The 18,092-nt window shown below is 49.3% G+C and carries 15 protein-coding genes; 2 read left to right on the top strand and 13 right to left on the bottom strand.

The window, feature by feature from the left end:
• Window positions 1-191 precede the first annotated feature (191 nt).
• Entirely contained in the window at window positions 192-965 is a 774-nt protein-coding gene (locus ACO6VX_RS21460; protein ID WP_422431945.1) for a hypothetical protein, read from the bottom strand.
• A 135-nt stretch (window positions 966-1,100) separates the two neighbouring features.
• Entirely contained in the window at window positions 1,101-2,132 is a 1,032-nt protein-coding gene (locus ACO6VX_RS21455; protein ID WP_346544249.1) for a tyrosine-type recombinase/integrase, read from the bottom strand.
• A 565-nt stretch (window positions 2,133-2,697) separates the two neighbouring features.
• On the opposite strand from ACO6VX_RS21455, the gene ACO6VX_RS21450 reads away from it, so the two are divergent.
• Entirely contained in the window at window positions 2,698-4,584 is a 1,887-nt protein-coding gene (locus tag ACO6VX_RS21450; RefSeq protein ID WP_422431947.1) for a tetratricopeptide repeat protein, read from the top strand.
• 454 nt (window positions 4,585-5,038) lie between these two features.
• Here ACO6VX_RS21450 and ACO6VX_RS21445 read toward each other — a convergent pair whose 3' ends face one another.
• The 8 genes from ACO6VX_RS21445 to ACO6VX_RS21410 form a co-directional block, all read right to left on the bottom strand.
• On the bottom strand, window positions 5,039-5,380 hold the full coding sequence (locus tag ACO6VX_RS21445) for a hypothetical protein (RefSeq protein ID WP_234305636.1): 342 nt from the start codon (window positions 5,378-5,380) through the stop codon (window positions 5,039-5,041).
• Between the two features lie 251 nt (window positions 5,381-5,631).
• Entirely contained in the window at window positions 5,632-6,405 is a 774-nt protein-coding gene (locus tag ACO6VX_RS21440; RefSeq protein WP_010260963.1) for an AraC family transcriptional regulator, read from the bottom strand.
• Window positions 6,406-6,430: 25 nt separating this feature from the next.
• Entirely contained in the window at window positions 6,431-7,795 is a 1,365-nt protein-coding gene (locus ACO6VX_RS21435) for an MFS transporter (RefSeq protein WP_172607966.1), read from the bottom strand.
• A 9-nt stretch (window positions 7,796-7,804) separates the two neighbouring features.
• The gene (locus ACO6VX_RS21430; RefSeq protein ID WP_010260968.1) at window positions 7,805-8,704 is read right to left on the bottom strand and encodes a hypothetical protein; all 900 of its coding nucleotides are present in this window, start codon (window positions 8,702-8,704) and stop codon (window positions 7,805-7,807) included.
• 11 nt (window positions 8,705-8,715) lie between these two features.
• The gene (locus tag ACO6VX_RS21425) at window positions 8,716-9,624 is read right to left on the bottom strand and encodes a TauD/TfdA family dioxygenase (protein WP_172607965.1); all 909 of its coding nucleotides are present in this window, start codon (window positions 9,622-9,624) and stop codon (window positions 8,716-8,718) included.
• Window positions 9,621-11,186: an AMP-binding protein gene (locus ACO6VX_RS21420; protein ID WP_235765226.1), complete on the bottom strand. Its 1,566-nt coding sequence runs from the start codon at window positions 11,184-11,186 to the stop codon at window positions 9,621-9,623. The genes ACO6VX_RS21425 and ACO6VX_RS21420 overlap by 4 nt, the downstream gene beginning before the upstream one ends.
• Window positions 11,183-11,866 carry a thermostable hemolysin gene (locus tag ACO6VX_RS21415; RefSeq protein WP_010260973.1) on the bottom strand — a complete coding sequence of 228 codons (684 nt, stop codon included), beginning with the start codon at window positions 11,864-11,866 and terminating at the stop codon, window positions 11,183-11,185. The genes ACO6VX_RS21420 and ACO6VX_RS21415 overlap by 4 nt, the downstream gene beginning before the upstream one ends.
• 341 nt (window positions 11,867-12,207) lie before the next feature.
• A complete protein-coding gene (locus ACO6VX_RS21410) occupies window positions 12,208-13,017 on the bottom strand; it encodes a restriction endonuclease (protein WP_172607963.1) in 810 nt (269 codons plus the stop codon).
• 548 nt (window positions 13,018-13,565) lie between these two features.
• Between ACO6VX_RS21410 and ACO6VX_RS21405 the strand changes: the two genes are divergently transcribed.
• Window positions 13,566-14,420, top strand: a complete 855-nt coding sequence (locus ACO6VX_RS21405) for a tyrosine-type recombinase/integrase (protein WP_422431951.1) — start codon at window positions 13,566-13,568, stop codon at window positions 14,418-14,420.
• 126 nt (window positions 14,421-14,546) lie between these two features.
• Here ACO6VX_RS21405 and ACO6VX_RS21400 read toward each other — a convergent pair whose 3' ends face one another.
• The 3 genes from ACO6VX_RS21400 to ACO6VX_RS21390 all read right to left on the bottom strand — a co-directional run bounded on the left by ACO6VX_RS21400 (window position 14,547) and on the right by ACO6VX_RS21390 (window position 17,599).
• Window positions 14,547-14,759, bottom strand: coding sequence for a hypothetical protein (locus ACO6VX_RS21400; RefSeq protein WP_235765228.1), 213 nt, complete (start codon window positions 14,757-14,759; stop codon window positions 14,547-14,549).
• Window positions 14,760-15,407: 648 nt separating this feature from the next.
• Complete coding sequence (locus ACO6VX_RS21395; protein ID WP_422431954.1) at window positions 15,408-16,394, bottom strand: ParB family protein; 987 nt, start codon at window positions 16,392-16,394, stop codon at window positions 15,408-15,410.
• On the bottom strand, window positions 16,391-17,599 hold the full coding sequence (locus ACO6VX_RS21390) for an AAA family ATPase (protein WP_069026998.1): 1,209 nt from the start codon (window positions 17,597-17,599) through the stop codon (window positions 16,391-16,393). The genes ACO6VX_RS21395 and ACO6VX_RS21390 overlap by 4 nt, the downstream gene beginning before the upstream one ends.
• Between the last annotated feature and the right edge of the window lie 493 nt (window positions 17,600-18,092).

Here is an 18,092-nt window from a genome sequence, read left to right as displayed (position 1 = left end):
ATAAAAAACACCGGCTGTACCGTAGGGAGTCGCTATAGCTACCCTCACTTTATTTAACATAAACTACATTTCACGCATCTTACAGCGTCGGTAAAAAAGCGTTTGCATTCTCCAAGGGACGACGGGGATTGCCATTCAGGAATGACCTATTGCGACACACTCTGAGGCTTATACTTTACTGATTCCATTATTTACCGCTGACGGGCATGAAATTCTGCATTGAGCCAGTGGGTAAACGTTATGATCCTACTGGTGAACACACTTATGTCGCCGCGGGGACGGTAACTTATGCTTAACAAATAATCCATCTCTTCGGCCAGTGCCGGATAGCGGTCATTAAATTTTTCAGCCAGTTCTTTTAGCGTAACTGGCCAGTCCTGATCGTTATCTTCTCTCAGTATGTTTGTTGAACGAATGGCCTTACGTGCAGCAGACCTCTGCAGGACATGGCGCTGCACAGGTTTCAGAGTGGGTTTCATCAGAGCAACGTAGCCGTTAAGTACCTCGAGAAAATCACCGTTAACGGCAACGGCTATGTCCCTTGAGGGCCTGAAGGGTTCAAAGCGATCGCGCAGGTCTTCACCGTAAACGCATATGCAGTGATGCTTCAGCCAGTAACCCCATCGAATACCGTTAGCCGGTAGCATCACTTCCTCAAGCACGCCCGGATCGATGTCAATCTTACTGACAACCGGATGATCCTGCTCAAGCTCAGTCTTAACAACGTCGATTTTTGCAGTGGCATCTGCATCGGGTTCGCGATAATAAATCACGGTAAGATCGAGGTCAGACAGCCTTTCAGTGGCCGTCGCGTCGATAATGCTGCCGTATACATAAACGCTATGAATCAGATCCGGAAATGTCGTTGTCAGTGTCTGAACAACATCCGCAACCAGCTGTGAAAAGGCTGGCTGAAATCCTTTGAAATCAGGCTGGGTAATGAACCCGTACTTATCAACTGCCATTGGCTCACCGTCATGTCATACATCATATCGTCAGTTAAAGCCTGCAACGCTGAACAGTAATTCTTTCAGCATCACAGACAGATTTCAGTCAGGGTAAACACAGTACTGAACCTCAGAAGCAGATCGCTTAATCAGCTAATCATCATCGTTTTCCATCAGGGTGACCATTGCTCCCCGGTGAGCTTCAACCATACGAATGTAGCGCATGACAGTCTGGGTCTGCGTCCAGGTACCTTCCTGCATGATCTGTGCAATGGATATTCCTTTTCTGGCCATATCCTGTGCGGCACCGACGCGGGCGCTATGTCCGCTCCAGCTTGCATAGCGCCCTTTATTGGTTTCAAGAGCCTTTGTCTCACCCGCAGCCTGACGGGCACGACGATAAATATCTTCCAGGCAGGGTGCGCTCATGGGGACTTCCGACACCCTGCCGATACGGTTAGATCGATGAACAGGACAGAAGATAACAGCGTCAGGTTCGCTGGCGAGACCCGCCGCGGTGACCCATTCGGTCAGCCTGCGGGATGACTTCGCACTGAGGGACTTAACGATGCCACCTGACTGCAGGATGGTTTTAGTCCAGCCAACGTCCAGAATGATACGCCCGTCTGCTGCACGGGAGATATCTCTGATCCGCAGACGGGAAAGCTCGCTCATGCGCAGAAGTGTGCTGTAAGCAACGTGCATAAACGCAAGGTCGCGCAACTGCTGCAGGCGCGGAGAATGAGCCCATTCAGCATCAAGACGGTTCAGATCTGGCCGGCAGAACGGGACGGCCTGTCCTGTACGCTCACCCGACATGACCGCTATACGGTTTATCTTTTTCCTGGCGCGAACTACGTCCGACGCAATCGTTGGCGGCACCAATCCGGCATTACGGTGTAACATCGACATAAGCGCCGCGTGCACCGAAATAGTTGAAGTTGAACGGCCAATGGTCTGCAGGTGAAACAGGTAGTCCTGCATGTCATCCGGTGACATCGGCAGAAAGGACCGACGATTCTCCTGCGACCAGCGCCAGCAGATCCGCATCACGCTCAGTAGCTGACGCCACGTGTTGGCAGAAAAGGCCTCTCGATGGCGGACGAACGCGGCCAGTTTAGCAGTGAGATCATCACCGGCGCTGCCGCTAAGAGTCACACCGGTAAAAGCGGAGATATCGTTCATGTTTGCTCCATTTACAACTCTTGGCTGAAAGGCAGCGCTACGTGAATTCTGAGAAAGAAGCAGGGGTACTGCTCGTCAGATTTTACGTAGCGACGCCTATTTTTTAAACACCGTCTTTCAGCCGCACGCCGTCCAGAACTTCGCCGTTTCATATAAATGGCTGTAAAGTTCAGGATCCAGCCCCGATCCGCATGATACAAGGTTTCAGAGACTATGTCTGGCCTTATATAAAGGTAATTATATAAGGTTAGAATTTTTGCCCGAACGCGAGGGCCGCTACTATAGTTAAAGAAGCATGATAATTGACGGAGCGTTTAATTTTATAAATTCTGAGGGCAATTTAAGTTCTATAGCCTAAAATAATAGAAAGTTAGCTTTAGCTGTTTATCTTAGCTTTTCAGGTGTTTAGAGTGTTTTCAATCATAAGAGCGAATAGCTTTATCAAGACATAACCTCAAAGATTTCTATTTTAACGACGTACTTGATTTAAATTAAGTACAGTTTATATAATACTTCGCAATGTATTTTTTAATGGAAAATGAGTTTTATAAAAATTGGAGTGTTAATGAAAAAGTTAGCAGAGACATATGTAAAATACGGGGTGCCTAGTGATCTAGCGGCAAAGTATGAAAAATTAAACTTATCAGCATCTTCTTTCAGAAATTTACCCAACACAATCCTGAAAGAAAAATACAAATTAAGACAAAATGAAATTAAAATAGTTAAAACCTATTTAATAAGACAGGTTATACCTCAAGACACCTTGCAGAAGTTATTAGAGAACAGTAATTTCACGTGTTGTTGCTGTACTGGAACAAAAAGTGATGCTTATATAGTTCATCATATTGTTAAATATGAGATATCACAAGACAATTCATATGAAAACCTAGCCGTTCTATGCCCAAATGATCACGACCTAGCTCACAGAGGAACAGGACTAACAAATAGTTTGACTTCTGACCAAATTAAATCGGCAAAGGATAATTGGGAACAAATTGTTCAGCTTAGAAAGCTTGTTGCTGCGTCTCCAGCCGAACTTAAAAAGTTTTATTTATCCATCCCAAGATATCAGGAAATAATTGATGAAATTGAAAGATTAAAATCAACCATCGCTGATAAAGAAGATATTGCGAAATTAAGCATTTCGGCTTTGCGAGCCGAGAGAGAAGTTAATGAATCTAATATCACAAAGCTATCAGAAGAAAAGAATACCCTTGAATTGCAAATAAAGACACTAATAAACAAACTATCTCAGTTCCAACCTGATCAGTATTCAGAAATTCATAAAATCGGAGTTGAATTATTTCTTTCAGGTGATATCAATGGAGCCTTAGGAGCATTAAGTGAAAAGGAACTTAATGTTCAGCTTGAAAAGATTATCGACACTCAAAACTCTTTACTTGAGAGTGTCAAAGGAAATATTGAATCTCGTTTTTTACGTGCAAACTTACTGTTTATAAATGGTAATGAAGCCGAGGCCTGTCATTTCGTTGGTGAAACACTAAGAGTCTGCGAGAATCTATGTGACAGCTACACTGAGTTACTCCCAAAACTAGCATCCTGCTTTGAGATAGCGGGCACTATATATTTTTGCTGTGGGCACATCGATTCAGCAGAAGCGGTTTTTCAAAAAGGGTTAGATTTATGCGATTATTTAATCAATAACGATATACCATCAATTACGCCCTTGATTCCTGATTTTTTGCATAACCTGGGAACGGTAAATTATTCGCGTAATAGGTATGTCGAAGCAAGAGAATTCCTTGAAAGCTCTTTAGAATGGTACAAAGACCTATCTTCTATTTTTATTGGAAATGAATTTCCATCTAATAACTTTATAACTAGCAATCTCATTAGAAACTACATTAACCTGAGTGTCACATATCAAGCAATGAATCTTGAAAAAGAAGCAAAAACTGCATTTGAAGAAGCCCAAAAGCTTAAGATAGAATCAAAAATATTTGAAGAAAATTCAGGTTGTATAGACGAATTACAAATAAGGTATTTATCCAGTAGCGCTAACTTATCACTTAAATCTGGTGATGCAAGTATGGCTATCAAACCTTTAATGGAATTAATTTTAATCCTTGAAGATAAATCCAAAGAAAATCCGAAAAGGTTTCTCCGGGAATTGGTGAACACCTATTTAGAAATATGCGCTGCATCATTGCAAAATAATACTGAAGTTGAGTTGGCGAATTACATTGAGCTGGCAATCATCAAAGCACGGTCTCTACTTTCCTTAGAGGTAAATGGAGACCCTAGTCCGCTTGCATATGCAATAATGTTCAAAATATTAAATAGTTTACAAAATGGATCATTGAGTGCATCAGACTTAGAAATTTTTCAAGAAGCTGTTGATATCGTTGAAGATTTAAAGCCTGAAGAAGGAGACCCAAAAATTCGCGAAGGGATAAATATACTTAAAGGCCTAATCGGCCAAAAAAAATAACTTGCTATCTTTTATTATAAAAGAAAAAACCTGAAAACACTCCATAAAAACTGTCTTTTTTACATTATGCCCATTATTTTAAAGATCTTAGAGTTTATTCAGGGCATAATGTTTGTTTAACCCCATAAGCCAGAAATATTAGGTAGCATTATTGGCTAAAGAAAAACAGCTTTTTTAACATAATAAGTGTTATGCAACATATTTTCGTCCGTTACAAATCCACGTTTAAACACCATAAATCTATTAACTGTGCAGGTAAGCAATGCGAATAAATGAACTGATGATACTCTCAGGATAAGTATGTGGTTAGATAGAAGGTACAGTAATCGCTTTTGTAATGTCTGACAGAATGATGCCGGACTCCTGCTACCGTTCTCCCGGCTGAGTGTGTTGGCATCATCAGTACCTGTAATGGTTCCGGTGACATTTAATACGTTGCGGAAGCCTTTTAAGCTCAGTCCCAATATAAAGGCGTGACGCTCAGCAGGTTGATGTCCAGCTGACTGTGCATCAGCATCACAATAAGGATGGCAGCAGTGCAAATCATCTGCGTCACTACTGCCTTATGAAGGCGTGCCACCGTTGAGATCCAGTTCTCGTCGCTAGGATGCAGCTTAGTGAGCGCGGCAATGGCCGGGTCACGCAGCCGCTTCTCAGCCAGTGAATCGATAATGAAAATAGTCACGCTCAGCACAAACCAGATCTGAAAAAGACGGTGCCAGTCATACAGCCAGAACATCCCAATGCCGCTCAGCATCAATGCCCAGCCGGCGATATTATAAAATCGGTCAGTCACAGTCAGCCCCTGCAGTAGCAGCGCTGCATTCTCTGCTCGACAAATCTTTAGCCGTGCGGAAAGCCAGGGGGCGAAGAGCAGCGGGCCAGTTGCAGCAACCGCTGCCAGTGCGTGAAATATTTTGATGACGTCATAGTTCAATTCAATTTCCTCTAGGTGTTCAGGGACAGGCGCTACTTTACTGGAGGTGGTTGGCCCTAAGAATGTTCACAGAACACATCTTATCGAATCAAACGGACAGTTTTGTGAAGTTATTGGGGCGCACTGGTCCGCTGATCCTGCAGGTGCTTGCGTATCTGACCAGGGCTGCTGTCCGCTACACGTCGGAACCAATGTCCGAATGAGTCACCGGAGGAAAAGCCCAGCATCACTGATAACTCTTCATTGGAGGCATCATTCGCCAGTCCCTGCCAGGCCACAGCCAGCAGCAGACGGTTATGCCAGTCAGTAAAACGCAGCCCGGTTTCTTTGCGGAAAAGGCGCGCAAGCGTGCGTTCAGTGGCGCCAACGCGGTGCCCCCATTCCGCCAGACTCAGACGCTGCGCGGGATCGGCTATTAGGCTGTCAGTGACCTTTTTCAGCCTAAGATCCAGCGGCAAAGGTAACGTCAGGTTGCTGTCGGGCTTCTCCTCGATCTCTTCGAATAACAACTGCAGCATGCTGTTGCGGCGTGTTTCCGACAGCGGTGCATTGGTGTCGGCGAGCCGATCGCATAGGGCAGAGATCAAAAACGAGGTATCTATCAGCTTCACCTGGGAAGTGAAGGAGTGACAAAGTGTCGGCGCAATATAGAGTACCGTCAGATCGACGCGGCTATAAGCCGCGCCCCAGTGAACAGTGTATGGCGGGATCCAGACGGCCATTCCCGGCTTCATGAGCCAATGCTGCTCAGGTGTATGCCCGTGCAGTACGCCACGTTTAACCAGCACAAACTGGCCGAGCGGATGGCGATGAGGCTCATTCTCCTTCGCCGAAATTTGTTCCAGCACACGCTCAATAATCAGCGCGTCATTATTTAACGTCACGGTATCCCTTTGTTCCGTTTTAAGGCTATTTCGCCGGATAAGCGCGGGGCAATAACAGGGTAAAGATCACCCCTATCAACATACTGACGCCAATGATAATAAAACAAATCGGGAAAGCGAGCAGGCCACTAAGATGCAGCTGCATCGTCGCCAGAATATTTACCCCCAGCGCCGCGCCCAGGTTGCGCAGAAACTGTACGGTCGCGGTCCAGGTACCAAGACGTTCCGGCGGCGCGGCGTTTTGCGCCAGCACAAGTGTGGCAGTGGCGGTGAAGCCCATGCCCAGACCGGTCAACAGCAGCGACGTCGCCATCAGCCAAGTCTGCTGCTGCGAAATGGCCCATGCCATCAGCAGACCACCGACAGCCAGCAGCAGCATGCCAGCTGCCGCCATGCGCCGATAGCCCGCTAACGCCAGCCTGGCGCCGCATATCGCCGCACCCACGACCCAGCCCAGCGCAGCCAGCATTACCAGCAGGCCGGTCGGGACACCTGTCGGCTGCTGGCTGAGTGCCAGCGGAAGCAGCGTGACAGACGCATAAAGCGCGGCACTGGAAAGCAGCACCAGCACGATAACCGGAAACAGTGTGCGCCGCTGAAAAAATGGCAGTGGGATCGGGCTACTCTCTGGCTGATACCGCACACGGGCGATAAGTGCCAGTACCCCAGCTATCAAGCCTACAGCCAGCATCGCTATCAGGGTATCGCCGCTTTCCGGTCGCGCCGTCAGAAGCAACAGGCAGCACGTGGCGACTATCAACGCCCCCTGTGCAGGAAGATCCAGACATGCTTTGCCTGCTCCTTTACTGACCGCCGGCGTTATAAACAGCAGCAGCAGCGCCAGCAGGCCAAGGGGAATATTCAGCCAGAATATAGCCCGCCAGCCGAACGTTGCATCCAGAACGCTGCCCAGCAGCGGACCAACGACGGCGGAGAGGCCCCAGACGCCGCTCAGCATTCCCTGCATCTTACCGCGCCGTTCGGCATCGAACAGGGCTGCCAGCAGAGAATAGGAAAGCACGATAATCCCACCAGCGCCGATGCCCTGTAGCGCCCTGGCCAGAATCAGCATTGGCATGGTCGTACTGACTGCCGCCCAAGCCGAGGCACAGAGGAATATCAGCAGGCATGCCTTTAGTGTTGTGGAGACGCCAAACCGGTCACCACATGCCCCGGCCAGTGGCGCCACCAGCGCCACTGGCAGTAAAAAGGCGGACATTACCCAGGGCCAGAGTGTCGGATGGCCTAACTGCTGGCTGATAGTCGGCAGCACCGTACTGACGATAGTGCTGTCCACTGCGGCAAGAAACAGTGCGACGATCACCGCCAGCACACCGACATTGTTTTTTTTAGTCAGCGCTACGGCGGGCGCTAAGGTGGTCTCTTTCATTTTCTCTCCTTACCAGGCGGTGTGCACGCGCGAGGCCTGAGAAAACTGCTGCACAATGGCTGCCGTTTCCTGGTCCATATAGTCGTCGACATTACGGATCGAGTCACCAGACTGCACGATCTCGCGAAAACGCAGTGTCATGTCCAGCTGCGTCCGGGCAGCGATATTGCCTTCGGTGTAGTCGAGATCGAACGCCGCTTTCACTGTTTCTGCGCTGGCGATTGCCAGTTGCGTATTCAGTGCCTCCGTCTCCTGCACCAGCTGATGCATACGCCGGTTTTCCGCCGCGCTAAAGGTGGGGATTATCTGCTCGAATATGGCATGATCACACTGGATATGGCGCGCTTCGTCCAGACCGTGGAAATGCAGCAGTTGTGTGAGGAAGCTGCGCTGCATCGGATCCAGAACCTTCAGACGACGCTCAAATACCGTAATGATCGACTCGCCTACATAGGCGGTGGAACAGAGTGCCGCCAGCTTGATCATCGGCGCGTCATTATCGTTGTAGAGCGCCACACGATCAGCGAACAGGTTGTTCTCCAGTTTGATATCGCGTCCTGACAGATGACGTACATATTGATAGAAGCTGTTGGCGTGATTGATCTCCTCCGAGGCGAAGCAGGAGACAGCATGATAGAGTCCGTCGCCCGCTTTAAACGGTGTCGATTCCGCCTGAAGTTCGCACAGGATGCGTGTCATCACTGTGGCGACGTGCATCTCTATTTCCGCCAGTTGCGCCAGCTCTTTATAGAGATAAGCGACCGCCTTATCTTCCTGACCCGCTTCACCGACCAGCGCCCGTGACAGAAAATCCAGCTCTCTGTCGCTAGCGGCCTGCTCCCATGGCATGCGGTTAGGATGCAAGTAATTAAGATGCGCGTATTGGTTGATACTTTTGAAATCAGTCATGATGCATTCCGTCAGGCCAGGTAAGAGAGAGCATTAAAAATGGTGCGGGCTTTGTCTTCGATGCGACGGCGGCCGTGCATCACCCGGGTGTTATCAATCAGCACGATATCGCCATGCTGCCAGCCGATATCAAAGGTAAAGCGATCGCAGATGGCATCTGCTTCACCCAACAGTTCGGCGGGAATATCATCACCATTGGCGAATGTGATTACCGGCTTCTCATAATGATTCGACGGGCCAAAAATACTGTTGGCGAAGTTGTGGCGCTCAGTCCGGTTCAGGCGGCTGGCCCTTATTGCTGGAGTCTGGAACGCATAGTGAATCGAGCCATCGTCGTTGAGGGTGATGCGGGTATTGTCTGAACCGGCGGTCAGCGACAGCAGATGATCCAGTGTGGTTTTCGCAAGGCTTTCCGGGGCATTTTCCTGAGAGGCCAGCGCGTAAAACGCATAGGTTTTCCACTTCTGTTCTTCTACCCGTCGCGTATACATAATCTCCTGCGCGCTAAATGCCCTTTGCGCTGCTGGGCTGAGATGCTTATAAACCAGCTTGCCATCACACACTGTGGTCTGCGAACCCTGTGTCGGTGCCTGCTGGCAGTAAAACCAGCAGAGATCAGGCCAGAAGGGGCTGTTGCCGTTTTCACAGTGCAGGCCGACCTTATCAAAACCGGCATCGACTTTCTGCGCGGTATCGCCGCTGAAGCTGCGCGCCGGATCGAGACTGATACGGCCGCTTGACTGGCGAACTAACTGAGAAAAATGGTCAATGCTGTGGTTAAAGCCACGCAGCACCAGATAGCCATGCTCGGCCAGTTGCGTCAGCAGGTAGGTTTTAGATAACAGGTCTACATCGCCTTCATTCAGCGAGGTGACTATCAGACCGCCGACGCGGGTATGGGCAGTTTCACGAATATTCATGCAGTCAAAGTCTCATGTTGGGCTAAGAAAGCCTTAACGGCGTTACGACGCGGTCGTCCGGTAACGGTAAACAGGCGCTCCATGATCTCCGCACTATGCGGAACCAGTAATGGCTCAGGAATAAATTCAATTTCGTTGAGATGTTCACGCGCATAGGCAGCGATGGCCTGGCGAATAGCGGGTGCCTGCCGTATATCCTCCACCACAAAAAGACCACCGAGAAACTCCTGCCTGTCACCGTAAACAATGACCTGCTGCACACCAGGAACGGCGCGATACGTGCTTTCCAGCCACTCAGGAGAAATGTTGCGGCCGTTAGCGGTGATGATGAGTGTTTTCTTGCGCCCGATGATGGAAATAAACCCATCCACATCCTGCGTGGCCAGATCGCCGGTGTGCAGCCACCCCTCATCGTCAATTGCGCAACTACTGGGATCTTCGCTGGAGTAACCGGCAAACAGCGAACTGCTGCGCAGGCAAAGTTCACCATCTTCAGCAATTTTCACTTCAACATGTGAAAGCGGTTTTCCCACTGTGCCGATACGGTTGGCACCGCGCGAGTTCCAGGTGGCAACCGAGCTGTTTTCACTCAGGCCATATCCCTGATAGACCGGAATGCCGTGGGCGTTAAGCACCTGAAGCACTTCCTCAGTAACCGGCGCGCCGCCCGCCGCCAACAGCGGAGGGACTTCCCGCCCAAATAAAGCCTGCAACAGGCCCGGACGGTCACCGTGGCTAACGGCATGTTCGGCTAACGCTTCCACCAGTGCTGGCGTCAGTGTCATTGCGCTGGGTCGTGCCGCACGGATTAGCATCAGACGCTGGGCCGCTATTACGCCAGGATGGCCCAGCGGCGGCATATCAGCGGGCGGCATTACCACCGCGCCTCCGGAAGTAAGAGGCATATAGAGAGCAGTGACCTGTTCAATCAACAGGCTGAGCGGTACCAGGTTCAGATAGCGTTGGTAGTCATCGGGTAGGGCGCACTGCCAGAGTGAGTCGACCAACGCATCCAGACCGTGTCGGCGGATCATTACCCCTTTAGGTTGGGAGGTGGTTCCCGAAGTGTGTATGATTTTAATCACACCATCCTGCGTGGTGTCGGCTGGCTGAAGGGCAACAGATGGAGCATATTGCGGCGTTTCACCCAGCGTTAACGGCACTATCACCGACTGGAGATTCAGCCCGCTAGCCTGCCACTCAGCCAGGCGCTGTGCACCTGTCGTATCTGTCAGCACAACCTGACAGTTCTGAAGCAGAAAGGCAGCCTGTTCCCAAGAAAACGCCAGCGGCACTGGCACTTCGACCAGATCTGCCAGCAGTAGCGCGATATCCGCCAGCACCCATTCAGGCGTATTGCCCATCACCATACCGACCTGTGTATGCTCGCCTGCCTCAGCCTGCAGATTGGCGGCCAGCTGGCGCGCCTCCTCAAGCAGATTGCGATATGAGCAGCACACCTCTTCTTCAAATTGGCCGTTATCTCTCTGCCGTAACTGAATAATCGCGGCGGCTTGCGGATGGCGCAGCGCCTGTGAGATGAATTCATTAATAATATTCATGCTGCCACCTGAGCGGAGGAAAGCGTGCAGCGTGAGATATGTTCAAATTCCGAGAAAACCAGACGGCCGCAGAAGTGATTAAACAGATGGCCGCATTGTTCGAGTAAAATAACGCCGGTCTGGGGCGTCTGATCATAATAACTTCCCCAGGCTGCGCGCATTTCTGGCGAAAGTTTTTCCGCCGATGCTTCGCTCAGCATGCAAAAGGGTACCTCATGAAAAGCCAGTAATTTTCTCAAGCGGCGTGTAGAAGTGCAGAGAATTGCTTTACTCCCCATAAACCAGGCGATAATCGGCATTAAACGAATTAAGTCGGCGGCTGCGTTAGGGTTATCTGACGCGAGAGAACCAATCTCAACCACCTGATGGCGAGACAGTTTTTTCCCGGTTTGTTTCAGGATGGTTTCGTCCAGCGGGGCGGAAAGATAGCGCTCCGAAAAAAGAGGTTGTGCATGCGTTACGAAGGAAATTCCGGTACAGGCGATTAATGCTGAAGTCTCTTTATTTCGACTGGCGATAATAATGTCAGGATCAGGCTTTATGTTCGCACCATAATTTTTGTTATAAATATCGGAAATATAACGCCGCGCTTCTTCAGCCGTATCGTCATCACGGCGAATAATATCCAGCGTTGTCGAAAAAATATCGATATTCTGCTGTCTATGTAAAAAGCTACTCATCCAAGCTTTCCCTCACAGTGGGTGATAACCGGGAAGAATGATAAGTTGCATTTATAAATAGTGACATGCTCAGCTATGACAAGATATCGAATGAAACAGACAACAGAATCATGAGGCTGCTAAAGTCATAGAAGTGTGATTTGATGTGAAGAAGTGTCTTAAAACACTGCAGGCAGGTGGATGTCACACCAGCGACTTGTCATCCGCAAAGTCAGCCTGCAGAGTATGACCATGCATGCGAGATTTAATTTAACATAAATAGCATTAGGCGCATTAATTCGCTGGATTTTCATTAAACAGATAGGCTCGCAGTTTTAGAACAATCACTCTTAAAACTAAATTTATTTAATCAAGTCCGGGTCAACTGCGGGTATGTCTGCACCATAATATTCTGTCATAAGGTGCGCCCGGGACGTCACCATGGATACAAATTCTGCGTCATTTCTCGCTCCCGGAGGTAACAACATAATCATCGCTACTGTATCGCGTTTTTCGAATAATTCTAGCTGGATAATAAAACTACGAAGGGCATAACGCGGAAGTCCTCTAACACCCCATTGCTTAGAGTCTAAATCCGCTTTTGACATAGCCAACTCTGCGTGATACTTACTGTAAAATAAGGGTATATAGTGTTTTTTTAATTTATCTATAAAACCGCAGTAATAAGACCCGGTATTTTTCCCTTCTCGAATTTTCATTATAGTCCAGAAAGGTTCACCAACATAAGACTCGTCGGGTAAAGCAACCGTCATCAGGCGCTGGGCAATAATTTCATTTAGTGCTGGTAAATCAGTTTCAGTAAGAAGCGTAATACCATAAGATTCACCAACCTGTCTGGCACCTTTTTGATACCCACTTTTAGATATCATAACCCCAGAGACGCCACCAATATCACTAATTTTAAAAGAAAATGAAGCAACGTCCTCTTTCTCCACAGCTCTTCCTTTGTGTTTACATTCGATCATCACTTTATGCCTGACACCAGCTTTGATGAATTCATAGTAAACGTCAATTTGATGATTAGCGCCAGATCTGCCAGTAACGCATACATTTCGGGAAACCATTACTCCTTCATCTTTCATATTTAAAAGCTGACTATAAACTTGCTGCACTTGCTCTTCCAGCATTTTCCAGTCCGTATTTTTACTCATCTCACAGATCCTTAATTCATCAAATCCAATCTTGGTATAGCGGAAAATGTCATGCTGAGCAGCCGATGACTAATGCACAAAGATCCGGTCGTAGCCGAGGTCCGCATAGCTATTTTTATGATGACGGTCCACCCAGAACGCGGTATCCATCAAAGCGTTGAGGTTGTTATACATTTCCGCCTGCCATTGTGTGGTTTGGAAGCGCCCATCATTTCACCTCTGGCCCCAGCTTTGCAACTACACGCACCTTACCAGTGTATATTGTTCCCCACCAAGTATGCAGGACAGAGTGCCTGGTACGCCCCCTGCCCCGCCCCGTTTCCGCTCTTCCCTTTACCATCATAGGGTTACACGACGATCGCAGCCCGGTTCAGAGGCTGACGCCCCGCTGTTTATTCGAGGCTGACCAGGTTATTCTCCGTATTCAGGAGAAAAGCCGGAAAACAGATCCAGACCGGATCCTCTGCGGATCGATTTATTCCCGTGGTTTTCGCTGGACAGACAGGGGAAAATACGTTCCACCCCGCCAGACAACGGAGATTGAAAGTTTGAGTACTTTGCCCCGCGAACTTATGCAGAATTCACGCAGCGACGTCAGTGGTCATAATGTGACCAGTTCGGGCGCCGCACGCTATTTTGACTACGAAAGCGCGGTAGCGCTGCGAAACCTGGCCGCCGCCTACGGCACCGACATGCCGCGCTACCTGCTGGCCCCCGAAGTGGCCGTCCTGCTGTCCAGTGTGCCCGATCTCCGCAAGCGTCTGTTCATCGATGCGCTGTGGAATACCGGGGGGCGACTTAATGAGATCCTGCCGCTTACGAAAGAAGACTTTGTGCTGGACGACCCGCTCACCGGCGCGCCGCTCTCCTCACCGTTCGTGGTCCTTCGCACTCTCAAGCAACGGAAGCTCGAAGAGGCAGCGCGCAGCCGCAGCCGCCGGCGCGGGCGCCCGACGAAGGAAGAGCAGCTGGCCGAGCGGGAAACAGAGGCGGAAATCCGGGACAACCCGCCGCGGGCAGTGCCGCTGACCGATCCGGGATTCGTGCAACGCTTAAGGGAATGGTTTGCGACGGCAGGCCTGCCTGCGGGGGCGCGGCTCTGGGACATAAAGAGTGAGGACACGGCGCGCATCTGGATAAGTCAGGCAGTGGCGGCGGCGGCGCGTGACGGTGTGACGTTTTCCATCCGGCCGGTGACGCCCAAGACATTCCGGGATTCGTTTGCGATGCATCTCGTGCAGCACCAGGTACCACAGAAGGTCATTCAGACCCTGATGGGCCATAAGGACGCAAAGTCTACCGAGTGGTATACGCGGGTGTTTGCGCTGGACGTCACCCGTCAGCTCGGGGTGCGGTTCTCCATGGATCCACATGAGGCCAGCAGGCTGCTGCTGCCCCGCTGATCTTCGCCTTGATAACGCTTACTGTCTGAATTGACGGAGAAGGCTTTCCGGTAAAAACCAGGAAGCCCCCCGGGCGAACTGACAGGCCACGCAGAGTTTGTTGCGGGTAGCGGGTGGCAACTCATTTCATCGCCGGACTGCGAGCAGCGCCCGGTGTGTTGCATCAGGCACAACACAGACGTCGGTAAAATGTCCGGGTTCTTTACTGGCTCCCCTGTTCAGGGAATGCCAGCCATACCGGTGATGTTCCTGGTAAAAGAGCTTGATGACTTCATCATCTGCGTGAAGCGTCGCCGCCTCATTCTGGCAGGTAATCAGCTCAATCTGCTTCTCATCCATACGGTGCGACTCAATTCTGATGCAGGGACTCTCGCAGATAGAACTGCACACCAACGGTGAGCTGCGCCTTGTTTTGCTGAGGATATGCCTGTCGGGTCGTGAATTGTCTTACCGCAATTGATTTCAGCAACCGGGAAAAGCTATCCAGTACCTGACATACTCCTGCCTCATTAACAGGACCGCGGAGGATACGGGAAACGTTAATAATCAATATGCCTGCTGTCTGTGAGGGGTTCAAAACATGATGTCACGCCTGAAGGCAGGGATTAGAATTGTGTGACGTACATCTGGTTCCATAGCAGGTTATGCGGAGGGAATGAATAGACATCCAGGATGGTGAGAACGTTGAATCAGCACGGCTGAGCCAGACACACCATCTTTCCTGTCGCGGCTCGCAGAGAATTGCTGTTTTAAAAATGAGTTTTTATACGCGAGGTCCCCTGTTCTTTTATCATGCTTAAGGCTGGACAGCTATGATAGCTCTGTTGCTTTGACCAGAACCGGCCCTGTCAGCTGCTGGCAATTAAAGAAAATGCTATTCGGGGAATTTCAGATTGAAATTTTCTTTCTTTATTCAAAAAAAAACATAAGGTTAAAGAAGTTTTTTTGCGGGAATCCTCTTCTGGATTTCCCGCAACCGGCAGTAAGTCATGCGTCTTTTTCATTCACAACCATACGCTCAATGACGCTTCTGACAGCGGCATCAAGTTCAGCCTGACAGGCTGCAGAAAGGCGCGAGAATTCATAAGTAACCATCCGTTTATCTGAATCCGTTTTCTTTCTGGCAAACTGCTTTTTATCAGCAAATTCAGCCAGTTTTTCAGTCACGACTTTTTTGCCGGCCGACCCTTTTTTAGGCTCTGCGATTTCAGCGCGAAAATAACTGATTATTTTTGCCTTATAAGTGGGATCACCCCTGTCGTAATGCGCGTCACTTTCGATACGTGCACGAACGTGGCCAGTTAACTCCTCCGTGCTGATGCCTCTCGTCCGGGCTCTCTCAGTCACCTCAAGCAGAATCTGATAGTCACTGATGGAGAGTTCACTGACAGAAGGAAACACCGCAATGATCTCTTCAGGAACTGCAGCCGCCTGAAACGCCCGGGTGACCTTGGCCGCAGAAAGTCCTTCTGCGGCGGCAATATCTGACTGATTCATATCTGCAGGATACATCAGCTTTAATCGTTTACCGAGTTCACGCAGCGTATGTTCTCTGGCAGTCTGAATGTCAGCGGCCAGTTGTCTGGCATCAGAGAGAGACAACGCATCACGCGTCACCAGCACTTCAAAGGCGGTCCCGTTGTAAAGACAGGCCGCCCGGCGGCGTGAACCATCGAGAATCTCTGTACGTCCGTCTACCTCCCGGCCAATAGCGGGAAAGAACTGCTGCAGTCTTATGGTACGGGAAATATCACTGACCGATTCGCGCGTCAGAAAGGCCTGGTCTCGACCATTAACGGCTGCGTCTACAAAAGTCTGTGCTTCAATGTCATCATGCAGAAACTTTGTCAGAACAAAACGGGCCTGAGTACCAGACTTCAGGGTGAAAACCCGCTCGCTGTCAGACTCGCTCATCATTTTCGAAAAACTTGAGTTACCCAGCTGCCGGCCCAGTTTCACCATTTCTTTCTTCATTTCACACCCCTGATGAACTCAATCCTTTTAAATACAGCCTGAGTAAAACGTTCTGCTTCCCGTTTTGCCTTTTTCAGCGCCTCAGCACTGCCCGGATAAGAACCCGGATCGGCGCTGATGATGGTATCAAAGCTCTCTCCACAACGTTCAAAGCCATCCAGCCGTGGCAGTGCCGCATCAAGAATGTAAGAAGTGAAGACATCGCGGGCCAGACCATGTGTCATCTCATGGTCACGCTTTGAGGTCATTTTCGACATAAAGCCTATATTCCCTTTTATACGCGGCGTAATTCCCTCTTCCTCAAGCTGCTCAATCATTTCAGGCAGTCGGGTAAGATATTTCAGAGTGGAGTGAAAATCCACCTGTGCCGGCGGTGTGGGTGTGAGCAGTAAATCGCTTGCCGCGAGAGCATTCAGCATGAAAGCATCAAGGTGAGGACCGGTATCGATAAAGATAAAATCATAATCCCCGCCAACACGGTCAATGATAGTGCGGCGCAGAACTTCTGAGGGTAACTTGTCCGGCAGGTGTTCTCTGACGAGATCATTCCACTGACTGGCAATGAAACCATCGTCTATGGAGGCGGGGATCACATCCACACCAGGAATGATTGTGGGTTTAATAATGTCTTCACGGAGCTGCTCAGCGTCAAGATCGTTAAGCATTGCCTGTGCAGCCGTCTCCATTATAGAGCCAATGCTGTTTTGCTGGCTGAGAAACATGGTGCTTGAGGCCTGGGGATCAAGGTCAACCACAAGGACACGAAGATCATGCTGCAGAAGATCCTGATGAACACGTAATCCATGTGCAAGCGTCACCGTGCTCACGGTTTTCGACACGCCACCCTTCAGATTCACAACAAAGATAACAAAGGGGCCTTCCCCGGCGTGCAAATCACGGTATTTAGGCACTTTGCGGTGAGCGTAAATATCAACTACGTCTTTAATGGTCAGCGCATAGTGTCGGGTATTACCGGCGTCTTTTCTGCCGAAGACATGCCCCTGCGCTTCCATTTCATCGATCGCCTGCTCAACTGCACGCCGGCTGAGTTTAGGCAGGTTCGCCACAGAGTTACGTGTGAATGTCTGGTAGTACTGATCCAGACCAAACTCATTTCTTCTGAGGGATATATCGTCGCTCATACTGCGCAACATTGCGCTGGCTCTGCGTGCAGTCTCGTCCACGCCACCATAATGACTTTTCATTTAACGGTTCCGTTGTCAATTTTTATGTTGATTGTACATGTCAAAAATGTCAGAGCAACATTTTTCGGAAAGACATGAATTTCTTGTACATGAGAAAAAAATATTGCTCACAGTATCACGTCTCTACCGGCAAAAGTGATGTCCTGTTAGTGAGTGAATCACAGTCTCAGCATAAGAAATGCACTGAAATTCAGATGGGTTTTACCCCACATCATAAAGCATTCAAGTATATGTTTTTGTTTGATTTTATTAATTTATTTCAGGCTGAAATTCCCTCTACTTCAGCGATAATACGCAATGTCTTTCAGTTACTCTGCAGCTGATGCCTGTACAGTTTCAGAAGTTTCGAAGGTCATTCATGCATGCTTCAGTAAATTTGGCAGAGGCACAATTTTAATTAAAAAACTGAGTACGGTTATTTTGGTAGAGAAGATGAAAAGTCTCATTTACTCAACCTTTTAGACAATACACGTCTGAAATAGGAGACTTGCAA

It is taken from the genome of Pantoea sp. BJFS-204 (assembly GCF_049310725.1).
Lineage (GTDB): Bacteria > Pseudomonadota > Gammaproteobacteria > Enterobacterales > Enterobacteriaceae > Pantoea > Pantoea agglomerans.
Note: the sequence above shows the minus strand (reverse complement) of the source record. Positions and strands in the feature narration are given on the sequence as shown.

Coding starts and splice junctions, on each gene's coding strand:
- ACO6VX_RS21460 (WP_422431945.1), bottom strand. CDS start 965: ATGGCAGTTGATAAGTACGGGTTCATTACCCAGCCTGATTTCAAAGGA.
- ACO6VX_RS21415 (WP_010260973.1), bottom strand. CDS start 11,866: ATGAGTAGCTTTTTACATAGACAGCAGAATATCGATATTTTTTCGACA.
- ACO6VX_RS21395 (WP_422431954.1), bottom strand. CDS start 16,394: ATGAAGAAAGAAATGGTGAAACTGGGCCGGCAGCTGGGTAACTCAAGT.
- ACO6VX_RS21400 (WP_235765228.1), bottom strand. CDS start 14,759: ATGGATGAGAAGCAGATTGAGCTGATTACCTGCCAGAATGAGGCGGCG.
- ACO6VX_RS21430 (WP_010260968.1), bottom strand. CDS start 8,704: ATGACTGATTTCAAAAGTATCAACCAATACGCGCATCTTAATTACTTG.
- ACO6VX_RS21425 (WP_172607965.1), bottom strand. CDS start 9,624: ATGAATATTCGTGAAACTGCCCATACCCGCGTCGGCGGTCTGATAGTC.
- ACO6VX_RS21410 (WP_172607963.1), bottom strand. CDS start 13,017: ATGAGTAAAAATACGGACTGGAAAATGCTGGAAGAGCAAGTGCAGCAA.
- ACO6VX_RS21435 (WP_172607966.1), bottom strand. CDS start 7,795: ATGAAAGAGACCACCTTAGCGCCCGCCGTAGCGCTGACTAAAAAAAAC.
- ACO6VX_RS21420 (WP_235765226.1), bottom strand. CDS start 11,186: ATGAATATTATTAATGAATTCATCTCACAGGCGCTGCGCCATCCGCAA.
- ACO6VX_RS21455 (WP_346544249.1), bottom strand. CDS start 2,132: ATGAACGATATCTCCGCTTTTACCGGTGTGACTCTTAGCGGCAGCGCC.
- ACO6VX_RS21390 (WP_069026998.1), bottom strand. CDS start 17,599: ATGAAAAGTCATTATGGTGGCGTGGACGAGACTGCACGCAGAGCCAGC.
- ACO6VX_RS21450 (WP_422431947.1), top strand. CDS start 2,698: ATGAAAAAGTTAGCAGAGACATATGTAAAATACGGGGTGCCTAGTGAT.